The sequence below is a fragment of the Rhizobium sp. 05L429 genome, assembly GCF_056397645.1.
The window spans coordinates 71376-83509 of the sequence record NZ_JBFTNV010000021.1 but is presented as its reverse complement, the minus strand read 5'-3'; the positions used below and the strand labels follow the sequence as shown (position 1 = coordinate 83509).

Below are 12134 nucleotides of genomic sequence, written 5' to 3'. Positions count from 1 at the left end.
GGCAGACCAAGCTTACTTGAAGCGGTAGGTGATGCGGCCCTTCGTCAGGTCGTAGGGCGTCATTTCCACAAGCACCTTGTCGCCGGCGAGAACACGGATGCGGTTCTTGCGCATGCGGCCAGCAGTGTGAGCAATGATCTCATGCTCGTTTTCAAGCTTCACGCGGAATGTCGCATTCGGCAGAAGTTCGGTCACGATACCCGGGAATTCGAGGACTTCTTCTTTCGGCATATAAGGGTTTTCTTCCTGTGTGTTGGGCAAAAGGCGCACGGCGCCTCAAAATTTGCGCGGAAACTACACAATCAACGGGGATTTGTGAACCTCGTAGATCGGGCTTTCTATCTTTTGTTTCATGCCGATTGCGCGGCGATGCCATTTCTCTTGAGTAGCCGGCTCTCGATAAGGCCGGCGAGGTGATCACGAACCTCGCGATAGCTATCCAATATCTGCTCGCGTGTGCCGGCCGCAACGGTCGGATCCATGGTCGGCCAGTAGATGACATCAACGGCGCTGGAGCGCGTCAGCTCGAGGGCGGCGTGATGGGCCGGCGGCGAGAGCGTGATGATAAGGTCGAAATAATCGTCTTCGAGCTCTTCCAGCGTCTGCGGCTGGCGGCGGCCGAGCGAAAGGCCGATTTCCTCCAGCACSACATCGACGAAMGGATCGCGTTCGCCGGCGCGAACACCGGCAGACCGTATGTAGGTATTGGCCGGCAGAATACTACGGGCGATCACTTCCGCCATCGGCGAGCGGATGACATTCAGGCCGCACATGAAGAGAATGGCGCCGGGCCGCTTCCCATCCTCGGTTTCGACGTGCGGCTCCATCGCCGTCATCCGCGCCAGTAGAGCACGCAGACCAGCGTGAAGAGGCGGCGGGCGGTGTCGAAATCGACGTCGATCTTGCCGGAGAGCCGGTCCTTGAGGGTCTGCGAGCCCTCGTTATGAATACCGCGCCGCCCCATGTCGATCGCCTCGATGCGACTCGGCGAGGCGGAACGGATCGCCTCGTAGTAGCTCTCGCAGATCATGAAATAATCCTTCACGATCCGCCGGAACGGTGTCAGCGACAGGATGTGCGTGGCAACATCCTCACCCTTTTCCGTGGTGATGGAAAACACCAGCTTGGAATCGACCAGCGAGATATTGAGCCGATAAGGCCCGCCGGAATGGCCTGATGGCGCGAAGGAATTTTCCTCGATCAGATCGAAGATTGCCACCGCCCGTTCATGCTCGACATCAGGCGTCGAACGGCCGATCGAATCGTCAAGGACAACGTCGCAGAGCCGAAAGTTGTCCCTGCCCATCCCCTCACCTTTCGAGGTTCAGGCGGATCGCAACCGATCGCGCATGTGCATCGAGGCCTTCGGAAACGGCAAGTGCAATCGCAGCCGGCCCGAGATCACGAAGCTGCTGCGGCCCGAGCCGCAGGATCGAGGTGCGCTTGACGAAATCGAGAACCGAAAGGCCGGATGAAAAGCGAGCGGACCGCGCCGTCGGCAACACATGGTTGGAGCCGCCAACATAATCGCCGATGACTTCAGGTGTATGTGCGCCGATGAAGATCGCGCCGGCATTGCGGATCCTGTCCACGAAGAAATCRGGACTGACGACGGCGAGTTCGAGATGTTCGGCGGCGATACGGTTTGCGAGCGGAATTGCATCCTTCAGATCGGACACGAGAATGATCGCGCCGAAATCTCGCCAGCTGGCCGCCGCGATTTCCGCACGGTTCAGCATCTTCAACTGGCGTTCGACGGCGGCTTCGACCGACTTGCCGAATTCCTCGTCGTCGGTGATCAGGATCGCCTGCGAGCTCTCGTCATGCTCGGCCTGCGCCAAGAGATCGGCGGCGATCCAGTCCGGGTTGTTGTCCCTGTCGGCGATGACAAGCACTTCCGAAGGGCCGGCAATCATGTCGATACCGACAGTGCCAAAGACATGGCGCTTGGCGGCGGCCACATAGGCATTGCCGGGGCCGGTGATCTTGGCAACCGGCGCGATGGTCGCGGTACCGTAGGCAAGCGCGGCAATCGCCTGCGCGCCGCCGACGCGGTAGATCTCGCTGACGCCCGCAAGCTTGGCCGCCGCCAGCACCGCCGGATTGACCGAACCGCCCGTTGCCGGCACGGCGATAACGATACGCTCGACACCGGCGACCTTCGCCGGGACGGCATTCATCAGCACCGAACTCGGATAGCTCGCCGTGCCACCAGGTACATAAAGACCAACGGCTTCGATCGCCGTCCAACGCGAGCCGAGACCGACGCCCATATCGTCCTCGTAGATATCGTCCTTCGGAAGCTGGCGACGGTGATGCGATTCGATGCGGAGGGCTGCGACTTTCAGCGCGCCCAGCACTTCCGAGGGGACGACCTCGACGGCGTTGTCGATCTCTTTTTCGCTGACGCGCATCGGCACGACGGCGTAGTCGATGCCATCGAACTTCTTCGAATATTCGGCGAGAGCGACGTCGCCGCGGCTACGCACATCATCGATGATGGCGCGTACCACCGCGTTGACGTCTTCGGAGACCTCCCGTTTGGTGGTCAGAAAGGCCGCGAAGCGCTGTTCGAAACCGTTGGATGCCTGATTGAGCCAGATTGCCAAGGCCGGAATTCCTTCTTTGCTCGAAACTGTTGCGCTCAGGTGCCGGGGTGGCGCGGCTTGGAAACCGTTTCCCAGGCGCCGCCGACATCGGCAAGCTGCACTTCTATGCATTCGACATCGAGAACGATGGAAGCCGTGCCTGACAGGGAAAGTTCGAGCGTGCCTTCCGGTCCTTCGCCCCTCTGCTCGAAACGCAGGGCGAGCAACGACAGTACGTCATCACGCCGCGCGCGGTCGATGCCGATCGAGCGAACGGAAAGCACACGCTTGAAAACAAGAGCAGCGCGGCGGCGTTCGAAGCCCTTGCGCTTGCGCGCCGCCTCTTCCCAGACGAAACGGTTGGTGGCGATCGCGAACTGCTTGTCGCGCGGCGACCAGTCGATGTCGGCCACCTTAAAGACGCTGTCCTGCATATGCGCAGAAATGACCGCAAGGTCTTCGACATCGAGCGCAACAAGCTTCAGGTCCGTCATCCAGCGTCTATCCCATGTCCTTGCCGCCGCGCCTGCGGCGATCTGTCAGACAACGGAGATAAGGCGCTCGGACCAAATACGCAACCGGGATAAAGGGCGCATATGCGCCCTTTCTTACTCGCTGATGCGTTCGACGATGGCGCCGCAGCGGGTCAGCTTTTCTTCGAGCCGTTCAAAGCCGCGATCGAGATGGTAGACGCGGGAAACCGTCGTCTCGCCTTCGGCGGCAAGGCCGGCGATGACGAGGGAAACGGAAGCGCGAAGATCGGTCGCCATAACAGGCGCGCCCTTCAGCCGCTGGACACCTTCGATCTTGGCCGTCTGGCCAGACAATGAGATCTTCGCGCCGAGACGGGCAAGCTCCTGCACATGCATGAAGCGGTTTTCGAAGATGGTCTCCGTGACATGCGAGATGCCGGAAGAGCGCGTCATCAGCGCCATGAACTGCGCCTGAAGGTCGGTCGGGAAGCCCGGGAAGGGATCGGTGACGATATCGACCGGGCTGATGCCTGCGCCGTTGCGCTTGACGCGCATGCCGTTGTTGGTCGCCGAGATTTCTGCGCCGGCGCGGCGCAGCGTTTCCAGCGCCGTATCGAGCAAGGCTACATCGGTGTTTTCAAGCACGACATCGCCGCCGGCCATGGCGACCGCCATGGCGTAGGTGCCGGTCTCGATACGATCGGGCAGAACGCGATGGCGCGCGCCCGACAGCGAGGTGACGCCCTCGATTGTGATTGTCGAGGTGCCGGCGCCGGAGACCTTCGCACCCATGGCGTTCAGGCAATTGGCGARATCAACCACCTCGGGCTCGCGGGCAGCATTGCCGATCACGGTCGTGCCGCGAGCAAGCGTCGCCGCCATCATCATGACATGCGTTGCGCCGACCGAAACCTTGGGGAAGGTATAGCGCGTACCGATGAGGCCACCCTGCGGCGCACGGGCGTTGATATAGCCGCCGTCGATTTCCATCGTCGCGCCGAGCGCGGTCAGGCCTTCGATGAAGAGATCGACCGGGCGCGTGCCGATGGCGCAGCCGCCCGGCAGCGAAACGCGGCAATAGCCTTCGCGCGCCAGGAGCGGTCCGATGACCCAGAAGGAAGCGCGCATCTTCGAAACCAGCTCGTAGGGAGCGGTCGTATCGACGATGGTGCGGCAGGTGAAATGGATCGTGCGGGCATAGGAATCTTCCTGACGCTCGCGGCGGCCGTTGACGGCAACGTCGACGCCATGATTGCCAAGGATGCGCATCAGCAATTCGACATCTGCAAGGTGCGGAACGTTTTCCAGCGTCAGCGTATCGCTCGTCAGCAGCGAGGMGATCATCAGCGGCAGCGCGGCATTCTTGGCTCCGGAAATCGGAATGATGCCGTTAAGCTCATTACCGCCGACAATTCTGATACGATCCATGTGCACTTACGGGCGAGGCCCGCCTTTCCTCAAAAGTTTTGCCTGTGGGGGCCAGGCAAGAAGTGGGGGTGTTTAGAGCAAATCCCCCGACGCTTCAATTCGTCGCGCAAGCAACATTACGATTCGTCCATTTTTGCGGCGGGCATTTTCGCGGCGGGCAGCCCATTCGCCTCGTCCGCCTCGCCGGATCGGCGAGCGCGCACCTGCTGTTTGCGTCGCGAAAKATTTTCTCTCAGCTTTTCGGCCGCCCGCTCGCGGCGCAATGCCGCTTGTGCTTCCATGGCCGCTTTCCGGCTCTGCCGGGCCTTTTCAGTCTCTTCGTTCATGCCCCAGAATTAACCGAATTCGCGCCAATCCAAAAGTGGGCGGGACGTTATTCCCAGAGAAGTTGGAATTTGCGGCTTGCACTCCTGCCGAAGCTGTGGCAATAGCCGCCCCGTTCACGCGAATTGAGCGTTTCCGCTTCACGCGTCTGGTCCTGCTGCCGTAGCTCAGTGGTAGAGCACACCCTTGGTAAGGGTGAGGTCGGTGGTTCAATCCCACTCGGCAGCACCAGTTTCTCCTCCGAAGTCATTATGCACCGTCCCAATCGGTCGCCATTGCTGTCGGCGAAAATCTCGTTAGAATATTAGCATTCTGGAGTCTTCGCAGAGGGAACTCGAAGGCTTCATTCAATGTTTCTATCGAGACATGCTGGAGGAGCATCGATGGCGACTGAACGATGGAATGGTCCGATCAAGGTAGGTTTCGATGATGCGGGAGCACGCACGGTTAACGGACCGTTCGATGCCTTGGCCTGCCTTACCGAGCTCTGGCCTGCCGCACGCGGATTGAAATATCTGAAGGCACGCAGCGCCTGCCGCGCCGCGCTTGATGGCCGCAAGACCGTCGAGGAAGCACGCGCCGAGTTCATGGCGGCGGMCGAGGAAGCAAAGCTTAAAGTGCATTAAGCTTTCGGCGGCGACACCGGACAGCAAAAGCCGGATCCGTTCCGAAACGGAGCAATGCTTAATTTTCACTTAACCCTGCATGGAGCTCGTGCGGGGCTTTGTCTCAAAAGGCATTGCGCCGTTCATCCGTTCATCAATAGAACGACGCCAGCCATCATGATGATGGTTAGAGGCTCGTCACCCTCTACGGGAGACTACAGACGAGCCTCGTCTGACAGGAATTTCAAATATACCATCAGCAGTCAGAAGTATTCTCGTCACCGACTTGAATATAGCCAACACCGATGATTGTGCCATCTGCCGTGCGGATGAAGGACGGCAGATAGTGCGGTGCAGACGGCTCGCAGAGCGAGGCGTTGGTATATTCGTTCAGCGCTATTTCGTCCTTCGGCAAGACCGAATAATTCGTATCTGGTTCAAGGGAAGCATAAGCGGACCCGGCAAAGGCGCCGCATCCGAGAAGAAGGACCGCGGTCCAGAGGCGTATCAGCGTTTGCATTGTTGTCTCCAGCATTGAAATCCAGCATTTCAACACACGAGACGGGGAGTTGGTTCCTTGAGAATACCTGTGGGAAGACGTGATTTATCTGAGCAGCATGCGGCAATGCACATAACCGCTTCCGACGATATCCTCGGCAATCGCCAGTGCCCGCTCACTATCGCCCTTCCTGCGCACGAAACCTTCGAGAATGACGTAGGAGCCGAGGGTCGAGACGACAATTTCGGCCGCATCGAGGTCGGCTGCGGCATGCAGGGCGCTTTCCACGGACGCGCGCGTAGCAGCCGCGTTGTGGCCTTGCATGCAGGCTTCCTCGTGGACTAACGAGCTTTGAAAGCGCAGTACCATGATCGTTCCTGACATTGGCTAATACAGACTTAACGCCGGAAGACGACGTTTGTTGCCAGCCGCTGCTGGCTGGAAGCAAAGTTGAGAGTATGGTGGCGCCTGGATCTTGATGGTCTTGCAGCCGCTTTGTGCGATTGCGGCTGGAGGAGACGATGATGAAAGCTCAGTTGCCGGCCCTTTTTGCCGCCGCTCTTCTGGCGGGTTGTTCGGCTGCTGACGCGCCGGCGCTGGAGCCTATTCCCGGCAGCATCACCTATGGCGGCCAGCCGCGCACGAAGCTGACGAAATCGCCGATCGGCAGTGTCGTCCATAACGACTTCTACGATCAGCAGGGCCAGCACGTTTACGAAACCTACATACTCCAGCCCGACCGCAGCCTGAAGCTGGTGCGGCGCCAGATCGTGCCGGATTTTCCGTAGTAGCGCCGTGCGTCCATTTGGACGCATAAAGGACCCTCTACCTCTATTGGCCGATGCATCTGGCTTTCCGAAAACGAACTCGATTTTCGGGCCGATGGTGTCGTGAATGGTAGCCCGTGCCTGCTTGACAGGAGCGGCAATCAAGAACATTCAAGGAACGTCTAACACTCGCGCTGGTGATTCTCCGGCGAGAGCCAACCGGACCGCTGGATGTATCTCGAAAAGCTCAACCCCCAGCAGCGTTTGGCCGTCGAGCACGGCACGCTCATCGAAGGCAGCCATATTGCGGGGCCGCTGCTTATCATTGCCGGCGCCGGCTCCGGCAAGACGAATACGCTTGCCCATCGCGTAGCACATCTGATCCTCAAGGGTGCTGATCCGCGCCGCATCCTGCTGATGACCTTTTCCCGTCGGGCGGCTGCCGAAATGGGCCGGCGCGTCGAGCGCATCTGCGGCGAGGTCCTTGGCAAGAATTCCGGCATGATGGCAGATGCGCTGGCCTGGAGTGGCACGTTTCACGGCATAGGCGCACGACTGCTGCGCGATTATGCCGAGCAGATCGGCCTCGACCCGGCCTTCTCCATCCATGACCGGGAAGACAGTGCCGACCTGATGAACCTCGTGCGCCACGAGCTCGGCTTCTCCAAGACGGAAAGCCGGTTTCCAACCAAGGGCAYCTGCCTTGCCATCTATTCCCGCGCGGTAAACTCGGAAGCGGAACTGCCGTTGGTGCTGCGCGATGCCTTTCCCTGGTGCGCGACCTGGGAAAAGCAGCTTCGCGAGCTGTTTGCCTGCTATGTCGAGGCAAAGCAGAGCCAGAACGTGCTCGATTATGACGACCTGCTGCTCTACTGGGCGCAGATGGTGGCCGAACCGCTGATATCAGAGGATATCGGCAGCCGCTTCGACCATGTGCTGGTCGACGAATATCAGGACACCAACAGGCTGCAATCCTCGATCCTGCTTGCCCTCAAGCCAACCGGGCATGGGCTGACCGTTGTCGGTGACGATGCGCAGTCGATCTATTCCTTCCGCGCGGCCACAGTGCGCAACATTCTCGATTTTCCGGCGTCGTTCAGCCCGGCCGCCAATATCGTCACGCTCGACCGCAACTACCGCTCGACCCAGCCGATCCTTGCGGCGGCGAACGCCGTCATCGACCTTGCTTCCGAGCGCTTCACCAAGAACCTCTGGACGGAGCGGGAATCGCCGGAGCGGCCGCGGCTGGTGACGGTGCGCGACGAGAATGATCAGGCGCGCTACGTGGCCGACAAGATTCTCGACCATCGCGAAGAGGGCGTGAAGCTGAAAAGCCAGGCCGTCCTCTTCCGCGCCTCGCACCATAGCGGCGCTCTGGAAGTGGAGCTCACCCGCCGCAACATTCCCTTCGTGAAGTTCGGGGGGCTGAAATTCCTCGATAGCGCGCATGTGAAAGACATGCTGGCGGCATTACGCTTTGCCCAGAACCCGCGCGACCGGGTGGCGGGCTTTCGGCTGATGCAGATCCTGCCGGGGGTCGGGCCTTCCACGGCACAGAAGGTGCTGGACCATATGGCAGAAGGCCCAAGCCCGGTGACGGCGCTCGCCACCATGCCTGCGCCGCCGCGCTCGGGCGACGACTGGACCTCGTTCGTGTCCACCATGCAGGAACTGAAGACCGGCAAGGCCGGCTGGCCTGCCGAGATCGAACTGGTGCGGAAATGGTATGAGCCGCATCTTGAAAGGCTGCATGAGGATGCGAGCGCCCGGCTTGCCGATCTCGTGCAGCTCGAGCAGATCGCCGGCGGTTATGCTTCGCGCGAGCGCTTCCTGACGGAACTGACGCTCGATCCGCCCGACGCAACCTCGGATCAGGCGGGCGTGCCGCTGCTCGACGAGGACTATCTCATCCTCTCGACCATCCATTCGGCCAAGGGACAGGAATGGACCAAGGTCTTCATGCTGAACGTCATCGATGGCTGCATCCCCTCGGATCTCGCTGTCGGCACGACGGCAGAAATAGAGGAGGAGCGGCGGCTGCTCTATGTGGCGATGACACGCGCCAAGGACAGCCTCGATCTCGTCGTGCCGCAACGCTTTTTCACCTATGGGCAGAACTCGCAGGGCGACCGGCACGTCTATGCGTCACGCAGCCGCTTCATTCCCGCGACGCTGCTGCAGTTCTTCGAGGTCTGCGGCTGGCCGCAGGCCAAAGCGGAAACGGCGGCGGCCCAGCAGGCGCGGCAGGTGCGCATCGATGTCGGTGCACGCATGCGCGGCATGTGGCGTTAGAGCCTCTCCTGACCAGATGGCGCTAAAGCGCGAGCGGTGGCTTGGCGGGTTCGAAGAAACGGCCGATCATTTCATCGTTGACCAGGGCGATTGCCGGCGGCGACCATTTCGGATTACGGTCCTTGTCGATAACAGCCGCACGGACGCCTTCGTAGAAATCCGCACCATGCAGGATCTGCATGCAGGCGCTGAGCTCACGGGCCAGGCATTCGCCGAGCGTACGGCTCTGGCGGCCGGCTCTCAGCAGCCGCAAGGTGAGCTTGAGGCTGGTCGGCGAGCGTGTGAGCATCACGCGACGGGTTTCGGCTGCGAACTCGCCCTCTTCCTGAGCGAGGGCCAACGCGATGTCCTCGACACGGCTGAAGCGGAAGGCGCGGTCGATCATCGTGGCATTGGCCTGCAGCCTGCCTTCGCCCGGCTGATCCGATAGATTGCGCAGCGCCGCGTCGACATCGTCTGACGAGCTTCCCAAAGGCAGATCCGAGAGACGCTGGACTGCCTCTTCCAGACGCGAGAAGGGCATGTAGAAATCAGCAAGTCCAGCATGGATGGCATCGGCGCCATTGATATCCAGCCCCGTCAGGGMCATCCATGTACCGCTTTCGCCCGGCATGTGAGGCAGCAGCCAAGTGGCACCGACATCGGGAAAATAGCCGATGCCCGTTTCCGGCATGGCAAGGCGGGTGCGCTCGGTGACGATACGGTGGCCGCCGTGGCTGGAAAGGCCGACGCCGCCGCCCATGGTGATGCCATCCATCAACGCCACATAGGGCTTCGGATAATTGGCGATACGGTGATTGAGGCGAAATTCCTCGCGCCAGAACGTTTCCGCCAAGCCGTCGCCGGCGCGCCCGCTTAGGTGAATGGCGCGGATATCGCCGCCGGCGCAGAAGCCGCGTTCGCCCTCGCCCATCACGACGACGCTCGCCACGGATTGGTCGCCGGCGAAATCATCAAGTGCGGCGGCAATTGCGCGCACCATCGGGATGGTCAGGCTGTTCAGCGCCTTTGTTCGGTTCAGCCGGATAAGACCTGCCGTACCACGTCGTTCAACGATGACTTCGTTCTGATTGCTTTTGTCCATGGTCCACCTCGCTCCTGCCCTAGGAATAGACGGGGTTGAGCCGGGGTTCCAGTGGCTGGCTGATCAATCAGGCCGAGAGGGACTGCGAAACGGCGACATCGCACCGCATCGCGTAGTCGATCGCCAGCTCCAGCGGCAGCGGCCGGGAGAAGTAATAGCCTTGCGCCAGCCGCACGCCGAGGCCCTTCAGCGCCTCCGCCACATCCTCGCTTTCGACACCTTCCGCGACGGAGGCAATGCCGAGGTTCTGGCAGAGATTGGCGACAGAGCGGGTGATGTTCATGCAACGCGCATCGCGATCGAAATTCATGACGAAGGCCTTGTCGATCTTCAACTTGTCGAAGGCGAGGCGATGGATGTGGCTCAAGCTGGAATAACCGGTGCCGAAATCGTCGAGCGCAATCGAGATACCGGCAGCACGCAGCACGCCGATCACCTGATCGGCTGTGTCGAAATCGGAGAGAAGCGCCGTCTCGGTGATCTCGAACTCGATGCGTTTGGGATCGACACCGGATCGATTGATCATGGCAAGCAGGGCCATCGAAGTTTCGTGGTCGCAGATATCGCGGGCKGACAGGTTGAAGGACACGCGCAGATGGGCCGGCATGATCTTCAGTGCGTCGAGCGCCTGGCTGAAGAGGATGCGCGTCATGCGGCCGATCACGGCGGTACGTTCGGCAGCCGGAATAAAGGCATCCGGGCTGATGCGGCCGAAGCGGGCGCTATCCCAGCGCGCAAGCGCCTCAAAGCCGACAACGCGGCCGCTGCGCAGCTCCATGATCGGCTGATATTCGAGCTTCAACTCCTTGGCGAAATTGTCAGCCTGCAGCTCCAGCTCGATCAGGTAGCGTTGCGTCAGGATCTTTTCGTGTTCCGGCGAGAAGAATTCCACACCGCCGGTGCGCTTGCTCTTGACCTGATAGAGCGCGAAATCCGCCTTCTCGTAGAGATCTTCGGCAGTGTATTCGCCCGCGTCAGGATAGACGATGCCGCAGGAGCCGGAAACGCGCACCGAACCGTCCGGAATGTCGAAGGGCTCACGGACGGCTGCACATAGCGCCAGGCCGAGGTCGGAGACGGCCCTGAGCGTCATATCGGAGGGGAAGATGATGCCGAATTCATCGCCGCCAAGGCGCGAGACGATGCCCTGATCACCCAACAGCGCGACGAAGCGGCGCGCCGTTTCCTTCAATACGAGGTCGCCGGCCGAATGGCCGAAGACATCATTGACCGGCTTGAAGCCATCGAGATCGATGATGCCGATGACAGGCGGCGAAGTCGGATGCTCCAGCAGCATCTTTTCGAGCGACAGGAAGAAGCTGCGGCGGTTGGCGAGACCGGTCAACTGATCCTGCAGCGCATTGCGGCTGTTGACGAGGTTCAGTTCCTCGGCTTCTGCCTGCTTCTCCTTCAGCTCCTCGGCAAGCCGCACCAGATGGGTGAAATTCTGGAAGTAGCTGTTGATGACGCGCAGGAACGGCAGCACGAGAAACAAGCCGCTGACCGCCGTGGCCACGAAAACCGGATTGCCGGAAAAGAGGAAGGTCACGACCATGGCAGTGAAGGTGATGACCGTGGTGATCGCCGCGGCGAGCGGCAGATGCATCAGACAGAAGACGCAGGAGATACCGGTTACGACGAGGAAATAGGCGATCTGGCCCTGCTGTGAGGCATCGCCATACTGATAGAGCGCGACGGCCCAGCCGCCGAAGCCGATCGTCAGGATCGTGGCGCCTACCTGGGTCACCTTCATCAGCCGTAACGCACGCTCCGGCGTGACGTTTTCCTTGCCACAGATCTCCCACCAGCACAGGCGGAAGACGCAGACGATGCTGAGGCCGACGGGAATGTAGAGCGAAAGCCAAAGAGGCGCCGACTTGATGTGGGTGATGGCCACTGCCAGCGCGTTGATGACAAGAAGAACGTACAGAATCGGAATCTGCGATGACAGAGCTTTGAACTGCGCCACCAGAAACTTCGGATTATCTTTTTGCAGCCGCAATGAGGCTATGAAGTTCTTCATGATCCCTTTTCCCTTGGCTGAAGCGAGCCAGAGAAAGTTTGACTATTCCTT

Annotated in this window: 14 protein-coding genes and 1 tRNA gene; 4 read left to right on the top strand and 11 right to left on the bottom strand. The window is 60.5% G+C overall.

What is annotated here, in order from left to right; genetic code table 11:
* Positions 1–12: 12 nt before the first annotated feature.
* The 7 genes from infA to AC1DNW_RS21555 form a co-directional block, all read right to left on the bottom strand.
* Complete coding sequence (infA, locus tag AC1DNW_RS21585) at positions 13–231, bottom strand: translation initiation factor IF-1 (protein WP_003545338.1); 219 nt, start codon at positions 229–231, stop codon at positions 13–15.
* A 119-nt stretch (positions 232–350) separates the two neighbouring features.
* On the bottom strand, positions 351–836 hold the full coding sequence (locus tag AC1DNW_RS21580) for an arsenate-mycothiol transferase ArsC (protein ID WP_477854291.1): 486 nt from the start codon (positions 834–836) through the stop codon (positions 351–353).
* Complete coding sequence (locus AC1DNW_RS21575) at positions 833–1306, bottom strand: UPF0262 family protein (RefSeq protein ID WP_113306957.1); 474 nt, start codon at positions 1304–1306, stop codon at positions 833–835. The genes AC1DNW_RS21580 and AC1DNW_RS21575 overlap by 4 nt, the downstream gene beginning before the upstream one ends.
* Positions 1307–1310: 4 nt before the next feature.
* Positions 1311–2609, bottom strand: a complete 1299-nt coding sequence (gene hisD / locus AC1DNW_RS21570; protein ID WP_477854290.1) for a histidinol dehydrogenase — start codon at positions 2607–2609, stop codon at positions 1311–1313.
* Between the two features lie 35 nt (positions 2610–2644).
* A complete protein-coding gene (locus AC1DNW_RS21565) occupies positions 2645–3082 on the bottom strand; it encodes a DUF2948 family protein (RefSeq protein ID WP_113306959.1) in 438 nt (145 codons plus the stop codon).
* A gap of 114 nt (positions 3083–3196) precedes the next feature.
* Positions 3197–4489 (bottom strand): UDP-N-acetylglucosamine 1-carboxyvinyltransferase, encoded by a 1293-nt coding sequence (gene murA, locus AC1DNW_RS21560; RefSeq protein ID WP_477854289.1) that lies wholly within the window; start codon positions 4487–4489, stop codon positions 3197–3199.
* Between the two features lie 116 nt (positions 4490–4605).
* Positions 4606–4815: a hypothetical protein gene (locus AC1DNW_RS21555; RefSeq protein ID WP_477854288.1), complete on the bottom strand. Its 210-nt coding sequence runs from the start codon at positions 4813–4815 to the stop codon at positions 4606–4608.
* A 154-nt stretch (positions 4816–4969) separates the two neighbouring features.
* Between AC1DNW_RS21555 and AC1DNW_RS21550 the strand changes: the two genes are divergently transcribed.
* Together AC1DNW_RS21550 and AC1DNW_RS21545 are read left to right on the top strand one after the other, a co-directional pair.
* Positions 4970–5044 (top strand) — tRNA-Thr (locus AC1DNW_RS21550).
* Positions 5045–5196: 152 nt separating this feature from the next.
* On the top strand, positions 5197–5439 hold the full coding sequence (locus AC1DNW_RS21545; protein ID WP_477854287.1) for a DUF982 domain-containing protein: 243 nt from the start codon (positions 5197–5199) through the stop codon (positions 5437–5439).
* 235 nt (positions 5440–5674) lie between these two features.
* On the opposite strand, the gene AC1DNW_RS21540 is transcribed toward AC1DNW_RS21545, so the two are convergent.
* The gene (locus AC1DNW_RS21540; RefSeq protein ID WP_113306961.1) at positions 5675–5938 is read right to left on the bottom strand and encodes a hypothetical protein; all 264 of its coding nucleotides are present in this window, start codon (positions 5936–5938) and stop codon (positions 5675–5677) included.
* 84 nt (positions 5939–6022) lie between these two features.
* Complete coding sequence (locus tag AC1DNW_RS21535) at positions 6023–6286, bottom strand: BON domain-containing protein (RefSeq protein ID WP_113306962.1); 264 nt, start codon at positions 6284–6286, stop codon at positions 6023–6025.
* Positions 6287–6441: 155 nt separating this feature from the next.
* Between AC1DNW_RS21535 and AC1DNW_RS21530 the strand changes: the two genes are divergently transcribed.
* Both AC1DNW_RS21530 and AC1DNW_RS21525 read left to right on the top strand, forming a co-directional pair.
* Complete coding sequence (locus AC1DNW_RS21530; protein ID WP_113307075.1) at positions 6442–6705, top strand: hypothetical protein; 264 nt, start codon at positions 6442–6444, stop codon at positions 6703–6705.
* Between the two features lie 210 nt (positions 6706–6915).
* Positions 6916–8976 carry an ATP-dependent helicase gene (locus tag AC1DNW_RS21525; RefSeq protein ID WP_477854286.1) on the top strand — a complete coding sequence of 687 codons (2061 nt, stop codon included), beginning with the start codon at positions 6916–6918 and terminating at the stop codon, positions 8974–8976.
* Between the two features lie 22 nt (positions 8977–8998).
* On the opposite strand, the gene AC1DNW_RS21520 is transcribed toward AC1DNW_RS21525, so the two are convergent.
* Both AC1DNW_RS21520 and AC1DNW_RS21515 read right to left on the bottom strand, forming a co-directional pair.
* Positions 8999–10060, bottom strand: a complete 1062-nt coding sequence (locus AC1DNW_RS21520; RefSeq protein ID WP_477854285.1) for an enoyl-CoA hydratase/isomerase family protein — start codon at positions 10058–10060, stop codon at positions 8999–9001.
* 67 nt (positions 10061–10127) lie between these two features.
* Positions 10128–12083, bottom strand: coding sequence for an EAL domain-containing protein (locus tag AC1DNW_RS21515; RefSeq protein WP_113306965.1), 1956 nt, complete (start codon positions 12081–12083; stop codon positions 10128–10130).
* Between the last annotated feature and the right edge of the window lie 51 nt (positions 12084–12134).